A 21,399-nucleotide genomic window follows, 5' to 3' on the forward strand; every position below is an offset into this window, starting at 1 on the left:
TTTTTGTAATTTCCACCACTTTTTGAACCTTAAAAATTCAGAAGGAAAAATTAATCGAAGATGAATAAAATAACAGCAGCAATTACGGCAGTAGGTTCTTATGTTCCCGACTTTGTTCTGTCGAATCAAGTATTGGAAACATTAGTAGATACTAATGACGAATGGATTACCACTCGTACCGGAATTAAAGAAAGAAGATTGTTAAAAGAAGAAGGCCAAGGTACTTCTTTCATGGCAATTAAAGCCGCTCAAAACTTATTAGAGAAAGCCAATTTAGATCCTAAAGATATCGATTTAGTGATTATGGCAACGGCAACACCAGATATGCCAGTAGCTTCAACTGGAGTTTATGTAGCTACACAAATTGGCGCAACAAATGCTTTTGCATTTGATTTACAAGCCGCTTGTTCGAGTTTCCTTTACGGAATGTCTGCAGCATCAGCTTATATTGCATCTGGAAAATACAAAAAAGTTTTATTAATTGGTGCCGATAAAATGTCATCAATTATTGATTATACAGACAGAGCTACTTGTATCATTTTTGGTGATGGAGCAGGAGCCGTATTGTTTGAACCAAATACAGAAGGATTAGGTCTTCAAGATGAAATTCTAAAAAGTGATGGAATCGGAAGAGAATTCTTAAAAATTGAAGCGGGTGGTTCTATTTTACCTCCTTCAGAAGAAACCGTTAAAAACAAACAACATTTTGTTTTCCAAGACGGAAAAACGGTTTTTAAATACGCAGTTTCTGGAATGGCTGATGTGAGTGAGAAAATCATGCAACGAAACAATTTATCTCACGACGATATCAATTGGTTAGTAGCGCATCAAGCAAACAGAAGAATTATCGATGCTACTGCAAATCGTATGGAGTTAGACGAATCTAAAGTTCTAATCAACATTCAAAAATACGGAAATACCACTTCGGCAACCCTACCTTTATTATTATCAGATTTCGAAAACCAATTGAAAAAAGGAGATAACATTATCTTTGCAGCTTTTGGTGGCGGATTCACATGGGGTGCTATCTATTTAAAATGGGCTTACACTAAATAAAAACAAACTAAACTAAATCAAATATTATGGATATTAGAGAGATTCAAAACCTAATCAAATTTGTAGCAAAATCAGGAGCTACAGAAGTAAAATTAGAAATGGACGATTTTAAAATCACCATAAAAACAACTGCTGAAGGAACAGAAAGCACAACTACTTATGTGCAACAAATGCCAATGCAAGCTACACCTCAAATGGTAGCACCTCAAGTAGTGGCACAACCAACTGTTTCTGACACAGTTGCTGCGCCAACATCAGACGATAACGCAAAATACATTACTGTTAAATCGCCAATTATAGGTACTTTTTATAGAAAACCAGCTCCAGATAAACCTATGTTTGTTGAAGTAGGGTCAACAATTGGAAAAGGAGATGTTCTTTGTGTAATAGAAGCAATGAAATTATTCAACGAAATTGAATCAGAAGTTTCTGGTAAAATTGTAAAAGTTTTGGTGGACGATTCTTCACCAGTTGAATTTGATCAACCTTTATTCTTAGTTGATCCATCTTAATAAAGTTAGAAGTTAGAAGTTGGAAGTTAGAAGTTTTCTTTCTTCATAATTGTCTAATTGACACATTGTCTAATTATCTAATTAAAAAAACATGTTTAAAAAAATATTAATTGCCAATAGAGGTGAAATTGCACTACGTGTAATTAGAACCTGTAGAGAAATGGGCATCAAAACGGTAGCGGTTTATTCAACAGCAGATGCTGATAGTTTGCATGTAAAATTTGCAGACGAGGCTGTTTGTATTGGGCCACCTCCAAGTAATTTATCGTACTTAAAAATGTCTAATATTATAGCTGCTGCAGAAATTACAAATGCAGACGCTATTCACCCAGGTTACGGATTTTTATCTGAAAACGCTAAATTTTCTAAGATTTGTCAAGAACATGGTATTAAATTTATTGGAGCTTCTCCAGAAATGATTGATCGTATGGGAGACAAAGCATCTGCAAAATCAACCATGATTGAAGCTGGTGTTCCATGTGTTCCAGGTTCTGAAGGTATTTTAGAAGATTTTGAACAAGCTAAAAAAGTAGCTAAAGAAATCGGTTATCCTGTAATGATGAAAGCTACTGCAGGTGGTGGTGGAAAAGGGATGAGAGCTATTTGGAAAGAAGACGAATTATTGAAAGCATGGGAAAGTGCTCGTCAAGAAGCAGCAGCAGCCTTCGGAAACGATGGAATGTATATGGAAAAGCTTATCGAAGAGCCTCGTCATATTGAAATTCAAGTAGTTGGTGATTCTTATGGAAAAGCGTGTCACCTTTCGGAAAGAGATTGTTCTGTACAACGTCGTCATCAAAAGTTAACAGAAGAAACTCCTTCACCTTTTATGACAGATGAATTACGTGAAAAAATGGGAACTGCTGCAGTTAAAGCAGCAGAATACATTAAATACGAAGGAGCTGGAACAGTAGAATTTTTGGTTGATAAACACAGAAATTTCTATTTCATGGAAATGAATACACGTATTCAAGTTGAACACCCAATTACGGAACAAGTTGTTGATTATGACTTAATTCGTGAACAAATAATGGTTGCGGCAGGAATTCCAATTTCAGGAAAAAACTATTATCCACAATTGCACTCAATAGAATGTCGTATTAATGCTGAAGATCCGTATAATGATTTTCGCCCTTCGCCTGGTAAAATTACGGTTTTACATGCGCCAGGAGGACACGGAGTGCGTTTAGATACGCATGTTTATGCAGGATATACAATTCCGCCTAATTATGACTCTATGATAGCTAAGTTGATTACAACCGCTCAAACCAGAGAAGAAGCAATTAACAAAATGAAGCGTGCGTTAGATGAATTCGTAATTGAAGGAATCAAAACTACAATTCCATTTCATAGACAATTAATGGATGAACCAGATTATGTAGCTGGGAATTATACCACAAAATTTATGGAATCTTTCGTAATGAAAGAACAAGAATAAAATAAAAAAAGCGATTTCAATTGAAATCGCTTTTTTTATTTAGTTATCTTCCGCATACCATTCGGCAAAAGAAGTTTCTGTTTCTTGAAGTTTTAATGAATGTAATTCGATGTTTTCGGGTAATAAGTTTTTAATTTTATTAGAAAAATCAATTACCATATTTTCACTTGTAGGTTGATAATCTACTAAAATTACATCGTGACCTCTCGATTGAAGCTCGTTGGCTAATTCTATATGTGGTGTGTTTTTGTTGAAAACTGTTGCGTGATCAAAGACGTCAACAATTTGTTCTTTTACGATTTTTTTTAAATCACCAAAATCGATTACCATTCCATATTTTACATTATTTGTATCTGTAATAGGTCTACCAATAACTGTTACAGAAAGTTTGTAACTATGACCGTGGACATTTTTGCATTTACCATCATAGCCATATAAAGCGTGACCGGTTTCAAAGTTAAATTGTTTTGTAATTCTAATTTTTGACATAATTTACAATTTATTGGTCAAGATTTTTTTCTTTTTTCTTAGCTCTATAATATAAAAAATAAGCTAAGCCAGCTAAAACGGCAACAGGTACAAATGAACCAATTAATACACCAATTTGATATGTTCCGTCGGGGTCATTTTTTATTTTTTCTTCTATGTTTACTTGCTGTAATGCGATAATTAAACTTTTCATTTCTTAAATTTTTCTAATGCTTGTTTGGTAAAGTTTGATAAAACTAATCGTCCAGAAATTGAAGCTCTTTCATATAATAAGCTGTCCCAGTGGTTTGTTCCTTCCCAAAAAACTTTTTTCATTTCAACTAAAGCTTCTGGATTATAGGATGAAAGTTCAAGGGTAAAGTTTCTTAAATTTTCGTCTAACAATTCTATTGTTTCAAAAACTTCGGTAAATAAACCTTTTTCATTTGCCCATTGAGCCGTTTTCCATAAAGTAGGTGTAAGTGTCATTTCGGTAAAAGCTGTTTTTCCGATTTTTCTACTTACGGCAGGTTCAATTACAAAAGGGCCAATTCCAATAGCAATTTCTGATAATTTTATGGCACTATTATTAGTTGCAAAAGTATGATCACATGCTGCAGCTAAACCTACACCACCACCAACTGCTTTACCATGAATTCTTCCAATAATTGGTTTTGTGCATTTTCGCATAGCGTTAATTACATTTGCAAATCCTGAAAAAAACAGATTTCCATCTTTTTCATTTGAAATTGAAAGCAGTTCATCGAAAGAGGCTCCTGCACAAAAGGCACCTGTTCCTTCGCTTTTTAAAATAATCACGGAAACGGTATCTAAACTACTTAAATAGTTAATTTCTGAAGTTAATTTTTGTAATAAATTACTCGGAAATGAATTGCTTGCTGGATGTGAAAAACATACCGTAGCAATTTTATTTTCATCAATTATAATTGAAAGATTTCCTAATTCCATTTTTATCTTTTTAAACTAAAGTGTGATTTAAACTCTTTTCTTTGGTTATTTTCAATGTATTCCACTTTAAACCAATAGTCGGTTGAAGGTAAAAGATTACCATTAAATGTTCCGTCCCATCCTTGACCTTGAGCACTGAGTTGTTTTAAAAGTTTGCCATATCTATCATAAATAGAAATTAAACCCTCATATTCATTTGGTAAACGAATGTTCCAAAAATCATTATATCCATCACCATTAGGTGTGAAGTAATTTGGATAAGTGATAGTTTGCAATTCTTCAGAAAACAATATTCCACATCCTTGAATATCTCGAACATAAACAATATAGCTTCCATTTTGTAAGTCAGAAAATATTGGACTTGACTGCCAATTAATAGCATCGATACTGTACTCATAAATGCCGAATCCACCTGTAGCAATAGCTTCAATCGTTGCCAAACCACTTGAAAATGCTGGTGTAATTAAATTGGCTTCAAATGTTTCTGGTTCAGATGAAAAAGTAGTAGTAATTGAATCGAAATTAACACAATTTGTGTCGGTATTTGTAACAATTACTGAGAATGTTCCGCCAGAAGTAATATCAAATAAAGGTGAATTTCCATTTGGATTTGTTGGTGTCCATTGATACGAATAATTGCCAGATGTTGCAGGTGTTGCATCTACAGTTTGTAAACCTAATCCTGTTATTGGATCAATGCATAAAACAAAATCTAAACCTAAATTAATGTCTGGTAATGGGTTTACAATTAATTGTATATACGGGCCAACACCAAAACACTCATTATTTAATTCACTATCTATTCTTGCCCAAACTATTTGAGAATTTGGTATAATATTTCTATAATTTGTAATGTTTGTAATTGCATTTATTTCGGCTAATGCATCGCTTTCATTTTCATAAAATGTTACCACTAAAGGTTGACTTGTTGAGAAAAATGATAATAAATTTTCTATTGCATTTTCAGCTAAAATAGGGCTGTCTAAATTAAAATAGTCATATCCATCAACATCAGTGTCTGTTGAACTAATATAATCGTCACATTCATAAATGGTAAAAAGATGTGTTGAAGGTATTGTGGTTGTAGAAACAATTAAATTTACTAAAGAAGTTCGTATACATCCATTCGGATTTGTAATTCTTGCCCAAACCTGTGTTCCATTAGGGGCATTAAAATTTAATTCATTTACAATTAAATCAGTGTTATTCTGTGCTCCAAATAGGGTATTATGATAGGTATAAGTATTTGTAGTTTCTGAGGATATGATTGTATTTGCTTCTGTTAAATTAAAATCTGTAACAGCATCATTGTCGGTATCACACTGTTTAAGAGTTATTGTTGAGCTTACTGTTGGAAGCGAATAAACAACTAAATTAAAATTAGTTATAGCAAAACAATTAGTAGTGTTATTTGTTAATCTAGCATAAATTATTCTATCATTAGTTAAAATTGTTGTTATTCCTCCAATTCCGTTTTCTGCATCAGTAATAGAAGTGTGATAGGTTACAGTTATTCCAGTTTGTCCATTTAATATTTCTGCGGTTTTAGATGTAAGATTAAAAGTTGCTATACCATTTGTATCATTTCCATCTAAATTGTTATCACAGATAGAATAGTTTGTGATAGCATATACTATTGGGGCAGGGTTATTAGTAACAGATATAGACGCCGATATTTCATTGCATGCATTTACTGCAGGAATAATATAGCTATAGGTGCCTCCTAAATCAACATTTGGATTGAAAACACCTGTTCCTGATGATAGTGCTGGAGACCAATAACCACCAACTTCAGCATTGCTTCCTAGAAGTGGAAATAAATCGAACGAAGAATTGTTATTACAAACAGTTATGCTATTATTATTTCCTGCATTATTGGCCTGTTGAATAGTTACACTTACATCAACGTCTACAATATCGCATGTTGAGATATAACTATAATTATATACTCCAGCTATATCAATATTTGGGTTAAATATATTGGTTCCACTAGCTAAAGGTGGATTCCAAGTACCTCCAGGCTCAGGATTACCTTCTATTTCATCCAATAAATCTATAGAATTATTTGAGCAAATAGTAACATCAGTATCTCTAGGGGTACTTCCAAATCCAGAATAGTATCCTCCAAATCCAGCAAATCCGCTAAACCCAAAAACACCAACGGCAAGTGGTCCTGTAGATTCTATTTTGGCATTACCTGTAATATCAGGAATACGATATGTTACCCAATCAGAATTTCCTACAACTGATTGCGGTAAAGCTGTTGTAGCTACATCATTAATAGTAACTGTAGCTCCTGTATATGTAACAGCTATGACATCACCAAAATACTCATTTGTTCCAATAAAATTAATTTTTGGGATTAAGTCTACTTTTCTTTGAAAAAAACAACTTAAAGGAGGTATGAAGTTTAATCCTGAGGTAGCATCACTAATATCTCCAGCAATAATTTGATATAAATAGATAGGTTTATCACTAGTGATATACATATTCTGATTATTTATCCCTTGATAGTTAGAAGTTGGAATTAAAAAATAGTCACCTGCATTAATTATTGTTATTGGAGTTGTGCTCCCATTTACGTATACTGAAGTGTTATCTTCTGTTGCTATTACTAATGGTAGTTCTGTATTTGAGCTTCCATTTCCTTTGACAACAATATATTCTGAACCAACCTCTGCAATTGGAACAATTTGATCGAGATTAAAATCTTGACCTTCTTCTTGAGTAGCCATTCCTGCCAATGCATTTCCAGTATTAACAGCAATGTTTTTATCCGATTCAACTAAAGCTCCTACAAAGCCTGATAAATTATTTCCAACATCTGTGTAGCCAGAAAGAATAACGGTTTCTCCTGCGTTTAGTGTGAAAGTTTGACTATCTAATGTTATTGGCCCAATTGAAGAGACAAACTCAACATTTATATCATAATCAGAAATTGTAACAGTTGTATTATTTTCAGTTGCCATAAAACTTGAAACAAAGTTTCTTGTTGAGCCAGGACTAGTTTGCGGTAAACTTCCTAATCTAAACTTTTTTCCAATTCCTGATTTTCCTTTTGAGACTAATGTTTCAGCGTGATTTTGTGACCTTACTCTAAAACTTACATAGAATTCGCCACTTCCTTCTAAGATAAGACCTCTGTCTACGTTAACTACATTGACATAACGTATTGGGCAGAACATCAAAGAATTTTGATCTTCACCAATTAAAATTTCCCTTGGATTTCCTTGAGAAATAGTAAAGGGTGATCCAGCAATAGGAACTCCAGCTCCATTTGTAATTTCAACTGAAAATGGAACAGGTTCAGGTGTTGATAAATATATGTATTGCACACCAACTACACTTGCATCACGAGCATGTAAAGGAGGTAACCAATGCTTATTACTTAATTGTGAATAAGTAATATTTGAAATTAAGATTAATAATAAAAATAATATTCTTTTTAACATAGTTCTTTTTATTGGGATAGCTTGTAAAATTAAGCAGAAATGTAGAATTAATCTAAATATTAACTAAAAAAACGCTCTTAATTGTATATTTCCTGTATGAATGGTTTTGCTGGTTTCGCTATTTCTGCCTTGGTAGTTGATGTTTACGTCTAAATATTGGGTCAAATTTTTCTGTAGAAGCAATCTCCAAGTTTGATTTTTTCCAGGTTGTAAGCCTTCTAACATTTGAAATCCTACTGCTGATAACGCATTTCCATCATACGAATTGTTATACATTGAAAATTCACCATTCATGCTAAATCCTTTTTCGCTGTTGAAAGTAAACGATGTTCCTAAACGAGTTTGTTTTAAAGTTTCAAAAGCTCCAATTTGATTTTCTTTTTGTTGAAATTCGTAAAATATATCCCAACTCGCGTTTTTGGAAAATAAGTACCCGATTTTTGGTTCAATTTGATAACCATCAATTTCAAAATTTCGATTTGGATAATTCTCGGAAGTAGATTCAGTTGAAGTGGTGCTTCCAGAAAAATTAAACAACCAACTTTTCTTTACCAAATGCTGATATTGCAATTGATGCGATTTATTTTTAGCCGAAACACTTCCCACAGAAAGTAAATTTTGACTTTCGTTTAACAAAAAAGAATAAGTAGTAGAATGATGTTGTTTTCCACGATTAAAAAATAGACTATTTCTAAAATTGGTATTCAAACCAATTAATTCATCTTCCTCTTTTGAAAACGGATTCAAATCGAAATTAGCACCATTCCTTTTAATTTTTCGATCAATTAAAAACGAAGTTTGATTATAAAAGTGCGAAGCAAATTTCTTAAAACCTTTTTCATTTTGCCATTGGTTAAAATTGAAATTCAACGCTTGCGAAAATTTATTTTGATGCGTTCGTACAAAAACCTGATTCGGTAAAAACACTCGAACATAAATCGCTAAATCAGAATACGGAGCAATTTCAAACTCTTGTAATTCCTGAATTCCGTTACCATTATAATCGTTCCACATGTAAACGCCTTGTCCAGGTTCTACTTGCAAATAGGTGAATTCTTGTTGGGCAATTGTTCCTGAACTAGTTTCATAAGCCGTTGTAGTCTGAATTAATTGCCCAAAAAATCTATCCGAATACAAAATTCGTGAATTCAACGATGGTTCGTCTTTTAAATTGGAATCTTCATATTTCAAAGTGCGATAATTCAAAAACATGCTCAAATTGCTTTTTTCGGTTTTAATTAATTGCGATTTTAAGTAGTACGAATTCGAATGATTTACACGTTCAATTCGGTTGTTTTGCAAACTATCATTTTGGCGTTGTAAAAATCCCAATTCCACAAAAACCTTCGTCGAATCGCCTCTTCCTACAAAAGCGCCATATTCTAAAAAACGTTGGCTCAAGGCCGAAAATGTATTGGTTGCTTTCAGTTTTTCCGAATTATTTTCCAAATTCACCGTGGCACCAACCCAATTTTTACCCAATTTATACGACGAACGATTTTCACTTCGAGCAAAAGACGAATTTGAAAGTTCGGAATCACTTTTCATTACACTCGAATTGCTCCAAATCATCCAATTTTTGGTAGCATATTTTCCTGAAAAAGTATGTTTATTTCCCGAAAATGCATCACCAAAAGTTAAGTTTTCAAACTGATAAAGCGCTTTTCCTTTGTTGTCGAAATTAAAATCCAATCCTGAAGTCAAAAAGCTTTGATTGCCTAACAAAGCAGAAGTAATGTTCCAATCTCTGTTAAATTCGATGTTGTACAAACGTTCAATCGTTTTGAAATTTTCTTGCACCAATTGATAATTCGCAAAGGCATCAATTTTGGTTTTTCCATCAAAAACACGTTGTTTTCCGTTGAATTTTCCAGCAAAACCTTTATTGTTATTGTCATCTAAATTCGAATATAAATTTTGGTCGCTGTTGCTTAATGCTACTTCAAAATCTAAAAGTGTTTTCTCGTTTGGATTGTACTTTCCTAAAATGGTTGCCATTTGAATTTTTGTTGGCGCAATCAAACGAACAATTGGTTCATAATTTCCTTGCGGAATTCCTGCAATTGGCGGTACATATTCATAAATTTTCCCAACCGCTTGATTGTTGATTAAAATATAATTTCCTTGATTATTTCCTACTAAAGAAAAACGAACATTATATAATTCGTCAGTAGGATTATTCGAATATTCAAAAACTTCTACAGCACCAATAATCACTTTTCTATACAAAATTTTATTTTCGGAATAGGAATCTAAATAAGCTGAAGGTCCGTTCATTTCCGAAATATCATCACCAGCGTTTTGCAAAATATCAATTTGTTCCGAAGATAAATTTTGTTGCAACGGCTGATTTTTTACATCACTTTCAGAATACACATAACCACCAATTTGCCAATTTTCTCGCTCGTGCGAAATGCCTCCATAGGTGATAAATCGGGTAAAATTTCTATCGGTGTATTGATATTCTACATTGATTCGCATTTCGGAAGTAATTGGAAATAAAGAAGTAAAAATGATTTCTCCAGCGTTGTAATCGATGATATAATCGTTGTTTTCTCCACGCGTTTTTAAAATTCCGTTTACATAAACCCGTTCCGAACCTGAAATGACTAAAACATATAATTCGTTATTATTCCCTCGTAATTTATAAGGACCTTGATTTCCTTCTTGACCAACGAAAGAACTTCGTGCATATTGTCCACGAACCAAAGCGCCAGAAGCAATGACTTCGGTTTTTTTATCAGGTGTTCCAAAAGTGAAGCGAGTGGCTAAACCTTGTACTTTTTTGTTGAAATTCAAGAAAGCTGATTTTCTATTTTCGAGAAATAAATCTCCAGCTCGAATGTTCCATTTATCCGAAAATAATTCGATGAAAATTTGGTCAAACTCATCTAATTTTTGCGAATATCCGCCTTCTTGCAAAGGAATATTACTGTCTTGAATGGAAGCACGCAAACTTACTTTGTCCGAAATTTTTCCTGTGATTTGCAAATCTAAATTCGAATTCACCACCGTATTTTGATTGTTTCCAACAGTAACGCCACGCGTGATACTTCCAGAGGTATTCAATCCGTCGAAAGGTTTGAATTTGGTGTTTTTGTCTTTTTTGAAAACGACTAATTTACCGGCTTCGTTGGAAACCACTTTATCGTCATCATAGATGGAATACGTTTTGGTTAAAAATTCAGGAAATTTAGAATAGCTAACTACTAACGAATCGGAAGTTGTGATTTCTTTTGTAAAAACTAACGTTCCTTTTTGGAAATTTACCTTGTAAAAACTGGTATCGATGACTTTTCCATTTTTGTCTTTAATTTCAAAAAAGGAATTGTTTAAACTAAATTTTTCTATTGAAATGGTGTCTTTTGAAAAGGTAATTTTTTTAGTTGGATACGATTGTAACGTTTCCTGAGCAAAACCGCCCAAAAAACAAAACAAAAATCCAGCTAAAAAAACAATTTTTTGCATAAATACTATAACTCCGAATCTTCAAAAGTAGTATTTATTGTTGGAAAGTTTTGAGTTAAACTCGAATTTGTTTCTTTAAAAAATAAATCAAAAAAGTTGAAAATTTAATATAAATTCCAGAAAAACTGTAGCAATTGTTTTATAAGTATGTTTTAATATTGTAGAATAAAACTTTACAATCTAAGACGTTTTATCCTTTTAAATTTAAATATATAATATGAAAAAATCAAATTACTTTCTTATTTCAGGCCTTTTCTTCTTTGCTGCTTCATGTGTTCTTTTAATTTTGAAAGCATATGATATTGCTAATGAAGAGAGCTATGAAATGAAGCAAATTTTATTAGTCATCTCTACGATTTTATATGTAGCTTCTTTGGTTATTTATATGGTGATGCGTTTTGGATTGAAAAAGTAAAATTTTATTTGAACCGCAGATTCACAGATTTTTTTAAATAATAATCTGCGAATCTGCGGTAATTTATTTTAAGACTACTCTTTCGTTATAATCTGCATTGTTTCTCTTGAAATTTGGCGTAGCAATATTGTTTTATTCGTTTCTACCACTTTTGAAGCGTTTTCATCAAAATGTCTAATAGTGTAAAGCGATACATTTTCGTTATAAGAAACTTTGAATTTTTTTGCTAATACTTTTCGTAACTCTTCAAAGTTGTTGTATTTGTCTTCGATACAAACTGAAAAACTAATTGCCGTGTTTTGGATTAAATTCACTTTTACTTTAAATTTCGCAAACAAAGCAAAGATTTCACTGATGTGATTTTCCATGATGAAATCAAAATCAATAGATGACAACGATAATAACAATTGGTTTTTCTTTACAATAAAACAAGGCGTGTGTGGTTCTAAATCGGCACCTTTTGAAACGCTAGTTCCTGCTAATGTTGGATTGATAAACGATTTTACAAACAACGGAATTTCCTTTTTCTGTAAAGGTTGTAACGTTTTTGGATGAATTACTGAAGCTCCATAAAAAGCTAACTCAATCGCTTCTCTGTATGAAATTTGGTTCAATAGAACTGCATTTTCAAAATATCTTGGATCGGCATTTAAAACTCCAGGAACGTCTTTCCAAATGGTAACGCTTTCCGCACCCAAACAATATGCGAAAATTGCAGCCGTATAATCTGAACCTTCGCGACCTAAAGTAGTCGTAAAATTATTCTCATCCGAACCTAAAAATCCTTGAGTAATGTTTAAGGTTTTCTTTTTAACGCCTTTTGAAATTAGTTTTTGAGTGGTTTCCCAATCTACTTGCGCATCGCGGTAATTATTGTCGGTTTTGATTAATGGGCGAACATCAATCCAATTGTTTTTTAAACCACTATGATTGAAATAATGACTTACAATCGTAGTAGAAACTAATTCTCCAGTGCTCACCACTTGGTCGTAAACAAAACTATAATTTGGCGACTTATTACTGCGAATGAAATATTCTAAATCATCAAAATGTGCGTTTACATCAAAAAACACATCGTGATCTTCGTCTTCAAATAAGTCTAATAAAATTTGGTTGTGGTACTTACGAACTTCTTGAAGCGATGCGTGTAATTCCTTCGATTTATCAAAGTAATTTTTGATTACCACTTCTAATGCATTCGTGGTTTTTCCCATTGCAGAAATTACCAATAAAACATCTTCGTGTCCTACCGTGTTTAAAACATGTAATACGTTTTTTACGCCTTCGGCATCTTTAACCGATGCACCTCCAAATTTAAAAATTTTCATTTTGAAGAATTATATAGTTGTGTTTAAAAATTGTTCAATTCCTTTGTCGTCCATGTGAACCACACGCCAATCGCCTAAAACTTTAGCACCCGATTTTTCATAGAAATCGATGGCAGGTGTGTTCCAGTCTAAAACATTCCATTCGATTCGGCGAACATTTTCTGCTTTTCCTTGTTTGATGATTTCTTTGTAAAGTGCAAATCCGGCTCCTGTTCCGCGTTTGTTTTCTTTTACAATTAAATCTTCTAAATGGATGGTTTTGCCTTTCCAAGTCGAAAAACGATAATAGTACAAAGCCATTCCGATAATCTCATTATCAACTTCGGCAACAAAACATTGAAAAAGTGGATTTTCTGAAAAACCATCACGAACCAAATCGTCTACGGTAACCATAACAGCATCAGGTTCTTTTTCAAAAGTAGCTAATTCTTGAATCAATTCTAAAACAGATGGCATGTCGTTTTTGGTGGCTTTTCTGATAATCATTTTTCGTAATTTTTTACAAAAGTAAAATTAACTTAAACATCTTTTCAAATAATTTATATGATTTCACAAAAAATACGATATTTGTGCCTTAAACACAACTACATCGTTTTCGAAATGGAAGAAAGAAATAGAACGTTAGGCGAATTCATTATTGAACATCAAAATTCGTTTCAGTACTCAACAGGAGAATTATCTCGTATTATTAACTCCATTCGTTTGGCAGCTAAAGTAGTAAACTATAAGGTAAACAAAGCCGGATTAGTGGATATCGTTGGCGCAGCTGGAGAACAAAACATTCAAGGAGAAGACCAACAAAAATTAGACGTTTACGCGAATGAAGTTTTTATTCAAACTTTAATCAATCGTGAAATTGTTTGTGGAATTGGTTCGGAAGAAAATGATGATTTTATTACCGTTGCAGGTTCAGATAATTCACACAACAACAAATATGTCGTTTTGATGGATCCGTTAGATGGTTCCTCGAATATTGATGTGAATGTTTCAGTAGGAACAATTTTCTCAGTTTTCAGAAGAATTACACCAGTTGGAACTCCAGTAACAATTGAAGATTTCTTGCAACCAGGAGTAAATCAAGTAGCGGCAGGTTATGTGATTTATGGAACTTCAACTATGTTGGTATACACAACAGGCGATGGCGTAAACGGATTCACTTTAAATCCAGCTATCGGAACATTCTATTTGTCGCATCCAAACATGAAATATTCGGAAGACGGAAAAATTTACTCGATTAACGAAGGAAATTACGTTCATTTTCCACAAGGTGTAAAAGATTACATCAAATATTGTCAGCTAGAAGAAGGAGACAGACCTTATACGTCAAGATATATCGGAAGTTTAGTTTCCGATTTCCATAGAAACATGATTAAAGGCGGAATTTACTTATATCCAACCACTTCAAAAACACCAAATGGTAAATTACGTTTGTTGTACGAATGTAATCCAATGGCTTTTATTGCTGAACAAGCAGGAGGAAAAGCTTCGGATGGTTTTGGAAGAATTATGGAAATTCAACCTACCGAATTACACCAACGAGTTCCTTTCTTCTGTGGAAGTAAAAACATGGTAGAAAAAGCAGAAGAATTTATGGCGAAAGCGAAGTAAATTTCTGAAATATTTAAAATACAAAAGCACAAATTCTAATGAGTTTGTGCTTTTGTGTTAAAACATCTAAATTAATCTTTAACCCACTTCAACGTAGTATTACTTTCAGAAACATGAACAAAGTAAATACCGCTCGCCAGTTTTGCAACGTCTAAGCTGTTTTCGTTTTGGTTGATTTCTTGTGTCATGATGGTTTGCCCGGCAACATTATAGATTACTACGGTTTGATTTTCAGAAAAATTATTTTTTACAATAATATAATCTTGTGCTGGATTTGGATAAAGACTCACACTGTTTTCAAAACTTGGAGTAGATAAAGGTTCCCAACCTATTTTCATGGCTTTTAAATTACCAGAACCAGAAACGGATGCATTATAATCTGTTCCTACTGCAATATAATCGCCTTCTGAGGTTTTTGTTAGATCATATATCCAGCCATCTGAGAATGAAACATCCCATTCAATTTCATTTGTTTCATTTACTTTGATTAATCTAAATTTTGAAGTTTCTCCATTAGAAGCTGTGATGATTGCAACCACATAGCCTCTACCTTCAATTATTATGTTCGAATAAGATTGTGCGCCATAGGGGGGTAATATTTTATGTCCTAATACATCGCCTGATGGATTAACAGTATACATCCAAGTGCCCTCAAAAAATTCATCGTCAATTAAGTTGTTTGAAAAACAAGCTGTTATGAAATTTCCATTTGATAATTCTGCTACAGTGTAAGCGGACTCAATTACATCAATACTATCACCAAAATTTCTTTGCCATAACATATTGCCAAGAGAGTCATATTTTGCCATATAACAACCGCCATTTGTATTGCCTAAAACAGTTGGATCTATACTGCCTACCGCAACAAAGTGGCCATCAGATGTTTCTATTATGTTAGATATAACACTATTAGGTGTGTGGTTAGCAGACCACTCTAAGATTTTAGAACTGTTAAATTTTTTTAATGTTGTTGTCGTGGAGATTAGTAATCCTCCATCATTTGTAGAAATTATATAATTAAAATTACTATTGTTTTCTGAATTCGTAAGACACCAATTACCCAGTATATTGCCATCATTGTCAAATTGTTGAATGCTATTTTGTACAGAACTAGGGCAATTTTCTGTAATGGTATAATACAAATTGTCTGATAATATTGCCACTCCTTTACCACCAATATTAGAAATATTCACAGGTGCACTTTGTTGCCATATTAAATTACCATCTGTGTCTATTTTAAAAAGAGTGTTTTCGGTATTGTAAATTGACGTAAGCACGTATTCATTACTGCTATGGGATTGTATGATAGAATTAAAAAATGAAACACCATTTGAAGATATTGTTGTTACATCATAAATTTGTTCCCATAGCATAACAGGTGGGGTGGTTTGCGAAAATAATAATAGTGGAAACATTATAAAAATAATTTTTTTCATAGTTAGCGAGCATTTTTAAAAATGAAACTATCTAAAAGTATAAAAACTTTATTATTCTAAATTTTGTTTCAAATTTATATAGTTTTAAAAGTAGTATTTTATGGAAGCGAAAACAATTATTTTAACAATATTGGAATTTTAGACAGCTTCTAATTGTCTGATTAGTTGTCTAATATAACAATTGTATATTCTACTAATGTCCCAGAAATAAAAACATCATAATATGCCGTAGTATCAATTAACACGACTTCATTTGAGCCTAAAGGAGTTGTTCCTATTATTCCAGACGCCGAACCATCATCATATTTTACACAATGAAAAATTTGAGCTTGAGATGAGTTGGTCTGGGTCAAAGTTGCAGCGCCAGCAGCTAATGAAGTAAAAGTTGTAGCACTTGTTATTCTATTCCAATTCGCAACTGCATCAACTTCTGAAAAAAACGGAAATCGATATGTTGGTATTGAGCTGTTAGATAATTCAAAATTTCCTGTAATTGCAGGGATTATAAAATTTGAAACATTGTCTTCAAATTTGGGATATTCACTAGTCACATGTTTTGTTAAAATATCAGAGACAGTTACGTCGTTACTTGATAGGTTATAAATGTATAATTTTTTCTGTGCTGTTGCAGTTGCTCCTAAAGCAATTGCAAATACTATAAAAAGATATTTTTTCATGATAATAAGTTTAAAAGTTAGTTTTTAGATGCGTTTAAAAAAGCACTGTATTTTTTTAAAGTAAAAGGAATTAAAGTGTTTACATTACTCTCGTTTTCTTTAATTTCACTTCCAGTTGTACCGATGGCAACTAATAGTTTTGTAGCATTTAAACGTAGTTCGTTTTCTGATTCTTCTTTTAATTTGGCATCATCAAAATAAGGTTTGTTTTGCATGTACTTTTTTAAAGCACTTTCAAAATTAATCATTTCTGTAGTTTTGGTAATACTACTTGTTTTGGCTTGGGTTTGGCTTGTTTTTGTAGTTTCAGAAATGCTTTCATCTGATGCAGAAGCACAAGAAAATAAAAAAACAGAAGCACATAAGGCACTTAATAATAATTTTTTCATTGTATAATTGGTTATAGTTATACTGGCTAAATAAAAAAAAAAAAAATGATTCAAGCAAGTAAAAATGTAACCATTTTCTTAATTATTGTGAAATTTAACAATTTAAACTTTTTGTAATTAAATGAAAAACAGGTATTTGTTAGGACAAACAAAAAAGCACAAACTCATTAGAATTTGTGCTTTTGTATTTTAAAACAGTTTGAATTATCTGTTCATGTGTTGCATTTCGTAAGTAAACGTGTCTAAATCCACATTCATATCTACTAATTTTAACGCTTTATCTACGATATAACCTACGTTTCCTGCTGTAAAGCCTAAAGCTAAAGCAAAACGTGTTAATAAATCTTGTTGTTTTTTTCCTAAAACATCATCAGCATATACCATTCTTGCTAAATCATATAAACGCTCTAAACGGTGCGCATGCATTAACGGTGGATTAACTGGGTATTTTAATGGATTTTCTAAAATTTCCTCATATTCTGCTTGAGAAATTTCTAATTTAATAGCTAATTTATCTAAGAATTTTTTTTCTTCAGTAGTAATTGTCCCGTCTGATAAGGCTACTCTTACAATTGCTGAAAAATGACCTTTGTTTCTATTTCTAAAACCGCTATCGAATAAATCTGAAATTGACATGTTGATTGTTTTAATTTTATGCAAAATTACACAAAAAATCTATTTTTTTGAAACAATTTCACAAGCTTTTCTGAAAGAATTTATTAACTTCTAAAAATAAATTGTAAGTTTGAATTCCCCAATAAATATATTATTATGTCAGAGTTTCTATTGTATTTCAATATTGGTCTCAAGCATGTTTTAGATGTTAATGCTTATGATCATGTGCTTTTTTTAATAGCACTTGTTATTCCTTATGCTTTTAAAGATTGGAAAAACGTCTTGGTATTGGTTTCACTTTTTACCATTGGGCACACATTAGCCTTGTTGCTTTCCGTTTATGGTGTAGTACAAATTCAAGCAAGTTTAGTGGAGTTTTTAATTCCAATAACTATTTTAATAACAGCGATTTTTCATCTATTTACAGCTGGGAAATCGTCTAAAAACGAAAGCATCACTTTTGTGGCTATTGTTACTTTGTTTTTCGGAATTATTCATGGACTCGGATTCTCTAATTATTTCAAAACTATTTTACCTGGCAATGCTTCCGATAAATTGTTGCCACTTTTAGAATTCGCATTAGGGATTGAAGCTGCACAGTTAATTGTTGTACTCGTGGTTTTAATTATTTCTTATATTGTTCAAACTTTTTTCCGTTTTTCAAAAAGAGATTGGGCTTTAGTGATGTCGGCATTCATAATTGGTGTAGTTTTGCCAATGCTAATTGAAAGCGAAATTTGGAATAGATAATGAAGAAAGAAAAAAAGGAAAAATACGATAAAGCTTATTTACGAATTGCTAAGGAATGGGGCAATTTGTCTTATTGTCAACGAAAAAAAGTTGGTGCAATTATTGTTAAAAACAAAATGATTATTTCTGATGGATATAATGGAACACCATCTGGGTTTGAAAATTGTTGTGAAGATGAAGATAATGTAACAAAGTGGTATGTGCTTCACGCAGAAGCGAATGCAATTTTAAAAGTTGCCCGATCAACACAATCTTGTGAAGATGCTACTTTGTATATTACGCTTTCACCTTGCAAGGATTGTAGTAAGTTAATTCATCAATCAGGAATCAAAAGAGTAGTGTATCATCAAGAATATAAAGATACTTCTGGAGTAGATTTTTTAAGAAAAGCTGGCGTTGAAGTAGAATTAATGGAAGATTTGAGTTAAAATGCGAATGAATAAAGTTTATTTTCCAATTGTTATTGCAGTAGCCATTGCGATAGGAATTCTTATGGGAAGTAAACTAAATCCTTCTACCGAAAACACTTTTTTTAGTAGAAACACCAATAAAAACAAACTGAACAAACTAATTGATTTCATCGAGAAAGAATACGTAGACAGTTTAAATACCGATTCAATTGTAGATTTAACCGTTAACGGAATTTTAGAAAAGCTCGATCCACATTCGGTTTATATTCCAAAAAGTGATTTAGCTCAAGTTGAACAAAGTATGCGCGGAGATTTTGTCGGAATTGGCGTTAATTTTTACATGTATAATGATTCACTAGCAGTTATAAAGCCAATTGCTTTAGGACCATCAGAAAAAGCTGGAATTAAAGCTGGCGACCGAATTCTTTTTGCTGATAAATTGCAGTTGTACAATAAAAAAATCGAAACCGATAGCTTGTTTTCAATTCTAAAAGGTGAGCAAGGCTCAACCATTAAACTAACAGTTTTTAGAAAATCCGAAAATAAAAAATTTGCAGTAAACATTAAACGAGATGTAATTCCTATTAAAAGTGTTGATGTGTCTACGATGGTTTCAAAAACAGCAGGTTATATTAAAATTAATCGCTTTGCGGAAACCACTTACGATGAATTTTTTAAAGGTTTAACCCAATTGAAAAAGCAAGGAGCCAATGAAATTATTATCGATTTACGAGATAACGGTGGTGGTTACTTAGAATCGGCGGTTGCTATTGCGGATGAATTCTTAAAAAACAAAGAACTTATCGTTAAAACAAAAAATAAAAAAGGAAAAATAGACCCCACATTTGCTACTGAAAAAGGCATTTTTGAAAACGGGAAAGTCACTATTCTAATCAACGAAAATAGCGCTTCGGCAAGTGAAATTTTAGCGGGTGCTATTCAAGATAACGATAGAGGAACCATTGTGGGAAGACGCTCTTTTGGAAAGGGTTTGGTACAACGCGAAATGCCACTTGGCGATGGTTCAGCGGTGCGATTAACAGTTGCAAGATATTACACACCTTCGGGTCGTTCCATTCAAAAACCATACGAAGACAAAGCAGAAAATTATTTTAACGAATTTGAAAAACGTTTTGAGAGTGGCGAATTATACGAACAAGATAAAACCAAAATCGCAGATAGTTTAAAATTCAAAACCAAAAAAGGACGAACGGTTTATGGCGGTGGTGGTATTATTCCTGATGTTTTTGTGCCTTTTGAAAGCAAACACGGTGAAGAATCGACGACTTTGTTTATGCAATCTGGATTGGTGAATTATTTTGTGTTTGAACAATTGGACAAAAACCGCAAAAAGTTTGAAAAAATCACTCTAGCTGAATTAGAAAAGGAAATCAAAACCAATCCATATTATTTTTCCGAATTTAAAAAACATCTTTCGCAAACCGGATTGATGTTCAATTTAGACGCGCAAAAAGAAAAAACATTACATTATTTACATGCCGAATTTGTACATCAATTATTTAGCGAAAAACAATATTACGATGTTTTATTGAAGAATGATGTAATGTTAAAAAAGGCACTAAATAAATAATTATTTTCCTAGAGCATCATGAACCATTGAATGGTTTCCTTCATTCCATAAGGTTAAAATGTCGGTTGCAACAGCAGCTCCACTTCCAGCAGCAATAGATAATTGACTTCGGTGACCAGCTAAAACGCCAGCTACATAAATTCCTTCCGTTACTAAATGATCGTCATTTTTGAGTTGAATTCTGTTTTTAACAGCAGGCATTTTCATGTGTGGCTCTACAAAATTTTCTAATCCTTCAATCGTAAAAGGATTTCCCGCACCTATCGCAATAACTACTATTTTAGCTTGATGTGAATGTTTATTGGTAGTAATAATAAAATTACCAGCTTCACCAGAAATTGAAAGCACTTTTTCGCCATCAATTTGCTTTACATGCGAATATGTTTTTGATAAATGAGCCAGACTTTCTTCTAATAGTTTGGTTCCTAATTTCCCCGCAGGAATTCCGTATGCATTATTAAAAATAGCATTTTGTAAAGAAGATGCTTTTTGATGTGCTACAATTGCAATTTTTTTATCCATTGCAAATGATTTGTTTTGAGCTGAACCCAAAATCAAAGCACACGAAACACCTGAAACACCAGCACCAATGATTAAAACATCAAGCATAATTACTCGTTTGTTTTATCTACAATAATTTTAGAAAAGCGCAGTAATAAAAGTAATAAAATAGCGCAAATTCCAGCAATTACACCAATAATTGCAATGGTGCTATCACCTTCAAACGGATTTGAAAAATCGATTTGTAAGATGTTAAAAACAATTAATCCTAAAGCAATAGCAATAGCTATGTAAGTAAAAATTTTCATTTGTATAT

General features: G+C 32.5%; 21 protein-coding genes. 8 read left to right on the forward strand and 13 right to left on the reverse strand.

From position 1 onward, the window contains the following. The first annotated feature begins 60 nt into the window (after nucleotides 1-60). The 3 genes from M9Q43_RS11870 to accC all read left to right on the forward strand — a co-directional run bounded on the left by M9Q43_RS11870 (nucleotide 61) and on the right by accC (nucleotide 3,006). Nucleotides 61-1,056, forward strand: a complete 996-nt coding sequence (locus M9Q43_RS11870) for a beta-ketoacyl-ACP synthase III (protein ID WP_133609362.1) — start codon at nucleotides 61-63, stop codon at nucleotides 1,054-1,056. A 26-nt stretch (nucleotides 1,057-1,082) separates the two neighbouring features. Then, nucleotides 1,083-1,568, forward strand: a complete 486-nt coding sequence (accB, locus tag M9Q43_RS11875; protein WP_262319106.1) for an acetyl-CoA carboxylase biotin carboxyl carrier protein — start codon at nucleotides 1,083-1,085, stop codon at nucleotides 1,566-1,568. 91 nt (nucleotides 1,569-1,659) lie between these two features. Continuing rightward, complete coding sequence (gene accC, locus M9Q43_RS11880; RefSeq protein ID WP_262319107.1) at nucleotides 1,660-3,006, forward strand: acetyl-CoA carboxylase biotin carboxylase subunit; 1,347 nt, start codon at nucleotides 1,660-1,662, stop codon at nucleotides 3,004-3,006. 39 nt (nucleotides 3,007-3,045) lie between these two features. Here accC and M9Q43_RS11885 read toward each other — a convergent pair whose 3' ends face one another. The 5 genes from M9Q43_RS11885 to M9Q43_RS11905 form a co-directional block, all read right to left on the reverse strand. Next, nucleotides 3,046-3,495, reverse strand: a complete 450-nt coding sequence (locus M9Q43_RS11885) for a 6-pyruvoyl trahydropterin synthase family protein (RefSeq protein ID WP_262319108.1) — start codon at nucleotides 3,493-3,495, stop codon at nucleotides 3,046-3,048. Nucleotides 3,496-3,505: 10 nt separating this feature from the next. Beyond that, nucleotides 3,506-3,688, reverse strand: coding sequence for a hypothetical protein (locus M9Q43_RS11890; RefSeq protein ID WP_262319109.1), 183 nt, complete (start codon nucleotides 3,686-3,688; stop codon nucleotides 3,506-3,508). After that, nucleotides 3,685-4,443, reverse strand: a complete 759-nt coding sequence (locus M9Q43_RS11895) for an enoyl-CoA hydratase/isomerase family protein (RefSeq protein ID WP_262319110.1) — start codon at nucleotides 4,441-4,443, stop codon at nucleotides 3,685-3,687. Before M9Q43_RS11895 ends, M9Q43_RS11890 begins: the two co-directional genes overlap by 4 nt. A gap of 2 nt (nucleotides 4,444-4,445) precedes the next feature. Continuing rightward, entirely contained in the window at nucleotides 4,446-7,895 is a 3,450-nt protein-coding gene (locus tag M9Q43_RS11900; RefSeq protein WP_262319111.1) for a T9SS type B sorting domain-containing protein, read from the reverse strand. A 63-nt stretch (nucleotides 7,896-7,958) separates the two neighbouring features. After that, nucleotides 7,959-11,363, reverse strand: coding sequence for a hypothetical protein (locus M9Q43_RS11905; protein ID WP_262319112.1), 3,405 nt, complete (start codon nucleotides 11,361-11,363; stop codon nucleotides 7,959-7,961). A 217-nt stretch (nucleotides 11,364-11,580) separates the two neighbouring features. Between M9Q43_RS11905 and M9Q43_RS11910 the strand changes: the two genes are divergently transcribed. After that, on the forward strand, nucleotides 11,581-11,778 hold the full coding sequence (locus tag M9Q43_RS11910) for a hypothetical protein (RefSeq protein WP_262319113.1): 198 nt from the start codon (nucleotides 11,581-11,583) through the stop codon (nucleotides 11,776-11,778). Nucleotides 11,779-11,852: 74 nt separating this feature from the next. Here M9Q43_RS11910 and M9Q43_RS11915 read toward each other — a convergent pair whose 3' ends face one another. Beyond that, nucleotides 11,853-13,106 (reverse strand): aspartate kinase, encoded by a 1,254-nt coding sequence (locus M9Q43_RS11915; RefSeq protein ID WP_262319114.1) that lies wholly within the window; start codon nucleotides 13,104-13,106, stop codon nucleotides 11,853-11,855. Nucleotides 13,107-13,115: 9 nt separating this feature from the next. Beyond that, nucleotides 13,116-13,592: a GNAT family N-acetyltransferase gene (locus M9Q43_RS11920; RefSeq protein WP_262319115.1), complete on the reverse strand. Its 477-nt coding sequence runs from the start codon at nucleotides 13,590-13,592 to the stop codon at nucleotides 13,116-13,118. Nucleotides 13,593-13,706: 114 nt separating this feature from the next. Here M9Q43_RS11920 and fbp point away from each other — a divergent pair, with 114 nt between their 5' ends. Further along, entirely contained in the window at nucleotides 13,707-14,714 is a 1,008-nt protein-coding gene (gene fbp, locus M9Q43_RS11925) for a class 1 fructose-bisphosphatase (protein WP_262319154.1), read from the forward strand. 71 nt (nucleotides 14,715-14,785) lie between these two features. On the opposite strand, the gene M9Q43_RS11930 is transcribed toward fbp, so the two are convergent. From M9Q43_RS11930 to M9Q43_RS11945, 4 genes are all read right to left on the reverse strand, one after another. Beyond that, nucleotides 14,786-16,150, reverse strand: a complete 1,365-nt coding sequence (locus M9Q43_RS11930; protein WP_262319116.1) for a T9SS type A sorting domain-containing protein — start codon at nucleotides 16,148-16,150, stop codon at nucleotides 14,786-14,788. 161 nt (nucleotides 16,151-16,311) lie between these two features. After that, nucleotides 16,312-16,827, reverse strand: coding sequence for a hypothetical protein (locus M9Q43_RS11935; protein WP_262319117.1), 516 nt, complete (start codon nucleotides 16,825-16,827; stop codon nucleotides 16,312-16,314). A 17-nt stretch (nucleotides 16,828-16,844) separates the two neighbouring features. Further along, complete coding sequence (locus M9Q43_RS11940) at nucleotides 16,845-17,216, reverse strand: hypothetical protein (RefSeq protein WP_262319118.1); 372 nt, start codon at nucleotides 17,214-17,216, stop codon at nucleotides 16,845-16,847. A gap of 204 nt (nucleotides 17,217-17,420) precedes the next feature. After that, nucleotides 17,421-17,852 carry a tellurite resistance TerB family protein gene (locus tag M9Q43_RS11945; protein ID WP_262319119.1) on the reverse strand — a complete coding sequence of 144 codons (432 nt, stop codon included), beginning with the start codon at nucleotides 17,850-17,852 and terminating at the stop codon, nucleotides 17,421-17,423. Between the two features lie 135 nt (nucleotides 17,853-17,987). Here M9Q43_RS11945 and M9Q43_RS11950 point away from each other — a divergent pair, with 135 nt between their 5' ends. From M9Q43_RS11950 to M9Q43_RS11960, 3 genes are read left to right on the forward strand one after another with little or no spacing between them, the layout of a single operon-like run. Beyond that, nucleotides 17,988-18,581 carry a HupE/UreJ family protein gene (locus M9Q43_RS11950; protein ID WP_262319120.1) on the forward strand — a complete coding sequence of 198 codons (594 nt, stop codon included), beginning with the start codon at nucleotides 17,988-17,990 and terminating at the stop codon, nucleotides 18,579-18,581. Beyond that, nucleotides 18,581-19,009: a deoxycytidylate deaminase gene (locus M9Q43_RS11955; RefSeq protein WP_262319121.1), complete on the forward strand. Its 429-nt coding sequence runs from the start codon at nucleotides 18,581-18,583 to the stop codon at nucleotides 19,007-19,009. Before M9Q43_RS11950 ends, M9Q43_RS11955 begins: the two co-directional genes overlap by 1 nt. Nucleotide 19,010: 1 nt before the next feature. Continuing rightward, on the forward strand, nucleotides 19,011-20,582 hold the full coding sequence (locus M9Q43_RS11960; protein WP_262319122.1) for a S41 family peptidase: 1,572 nt from the start codon (nucleotides 19,011-19,013) through the stop codon (nucleotides 20,580-20,582). On the opposite strand, the gene M9Q43_RS11965 is transcribed toward M9Q43_RS11960, so the two are convergent. Both M9Q43_RS11965 and M9Q43_RS11970 read right to left on the reverse strand, forming a co-directional pair. Then, the gene (locus tag M9Q43_RS11965; protein WP_262319123.1) at nucleotides 20,583-21,191 is read right to left on the reverse strand and encodes an FAD-dependent oxidoreductase; all 609 of its coding nucleotides are present in this window, start codon (nucleotides 21,189-21,191) and stop codon (nucleotides 20,583-20,585) included. A gap of 2 nt (nucleotides 21,192-21,193) precedes the next feature. Continuing rightward, on the reverse strand, nucleotides 21,194-21,391 hold the full coding sequence (locus M9Q43_RS11970; RefSeq protein ID WP_262319124.1) for a hypothetical protein: 198 nt from the start codon (nucleotides 21,389-21,391) through the stop codon (nucleotides 21,194-21,196). Nucleotides 21,392-21,399 lie beyond the last annotated feature (8 nt).

Origin of the sequence: Flavobacterium odoriferum (genome assembly GCF_025499515.1) — a bacterium.
Classification (GTDB): domain Bacteria; phylum Bacteroidota; class Bacteroidia; order Flavobacteriales; family Flavobacteriaceae; genus Flavobacterium; species Flavobacterium odoriferum.

Bases quoted from the DNA above. Each gene is read 5' to 3' on its own strand.
- M9Q43_RS11885 (WP_262319108.1), bottom strand. From the start codon at position 3,495: ATGTCAAAAATTAGAATTACAAAACAATTTAACTTTGAAACCGGTCAC.
- M9Q43_RS11950 (WP_262319120.1), top strand. From the start codon at position 17,988: ATGTCAGAGTTTCTATTGTATTTCAATATTGGTCTCAAGCATGTTTTA.
- M9Q43_RS11890 (WP_262319109.1), bottom strand. From the start codon at position 3,688: ATGAAAAGTTTAATTATCGCATTACAGCAAGTAAACATAGAAGAAAAA.
- M9Q43_RS11920 (WP_262319115.1), bottom strand. From the start codon at position 13,592: ATGATTATCAGAAAAGCCACCAAAAACGACATGCCATCTGTTTTAGAA.
- M9Q43_RS11945 (WP_262319119.1), bottom strand. From the start codon at position 17,852: ATGTCAATTTCAGATTTATTCGATAGCGGTTTTAGAAATAGAAACAAA.
- M9Q43_RS11910 (WP_262319113.1), top strand. From the start codon at position 11,581: ATGAAAAAATCAAATTACTTTCTTATTTCAGGCCTTTTCTTCTTTGCT.
- M9Q43_RS11895 (WP_262319110.1), bottom strand. From the start codon at position 4,443: ATGGAATTAGGAAATCTTTCAATTATAATTGATGAAAATAAAATTGCT.
- M9Q43_RS11870 (WP_133609362.1), top strand. From the start codon at position 61: ATGAATAAAATAACAGCAGCAATTACGGCAGTAGGTTCTTATGTTCCC.
- M9Q43_RS11935 (WP_262319117.1), bottom strand. From the start codon at position 16,827: ATGAAAAAATATCTTTTTATAGTATTTGCAATTGCTTTAGGAGCAACT.
- M9Q43_RS11915 (WP_262319114.1), bottom strand. From the start codon at position 13,106: ATGAAAATTTTTAAATTTGGAGGTGCATCGGTTAAAGATGCCGAAGGC.
- M9Q43_RS11930 (WP_262319116.1), bottom strand. From the start codon at position 16,150: ATGAAAAAAATTATTTTTATAATGTTTCCACTATTATTATTTTCGCAA.
- M9Q43_RS11960 (WP_262319122.1), top strand. From the start codon at position 19,011: ATGCGAATGAATAAAGTTTATTTTCCAATTGTTATTGCAGTAGCCATT.
- M9Q43_RS11940 (WP_262319118.1), bottom strand. From the start codon at position 17,216: ATGAAAAAATTATTATTAAGTGCCTTATGTGCTTCTGTTTTTTTATTT.
- M9Q43_RS11900 (WP_262319111.1), bottom strand. From the start codon at position 7,895: ATGTTAAAAAGAATATTATTTTTATTATTAATCTTAATTTCAAATATT.
- accC (WP_262319107.1), top strand. From the start codon at position 1,660: ATGTTTAAAAAAATATTAATTGCCAATAGAGGTGAAATTGCACTACGT.
- M9Q43_RS11905 (WP_262319112.1), bottom strand. From the start codon at position 11,363: ATGCAAAAAATTGTTTTTTTAGCTGGATTTTTGTTTTGTTTTTTGGGC.
- accB (WP_262319106.1), top strand. From the start codon at position 1,083: ATGGATATTAGAGAGATTCAAAACCTAATCAAATTTGTAGCAAAATCA.
- M9Q43_RS11955 (WP_262319121.1), top strand. From the start codon at position 18,581: ATGAAGAAAGAAAAAAAGGAAAAATACGATAAAGCTTATTTACGAATT.
- fbp (WP_262319154.1), top strand. From the start codon at position 13,707: ATGGAAGAAAGAAATAGAACGTTAGGCGAATTCATTATTGAACATCAA.
- M9Q43_RS11970 (WP_262319124.1), bottom strand. From the start codon at position 21,391: ATGAAAATTTTTACTTACATAGCTATTGCTATTGCTTTAGGATTAATT.
- M9Q43_RS11965 (WP_262319123.1), bottom strand. From the start codon at position 21,191: ATGCTTGATGTTTTAATCATTGGTGCTGGTGTTTCAGGTGTTTCGTGT.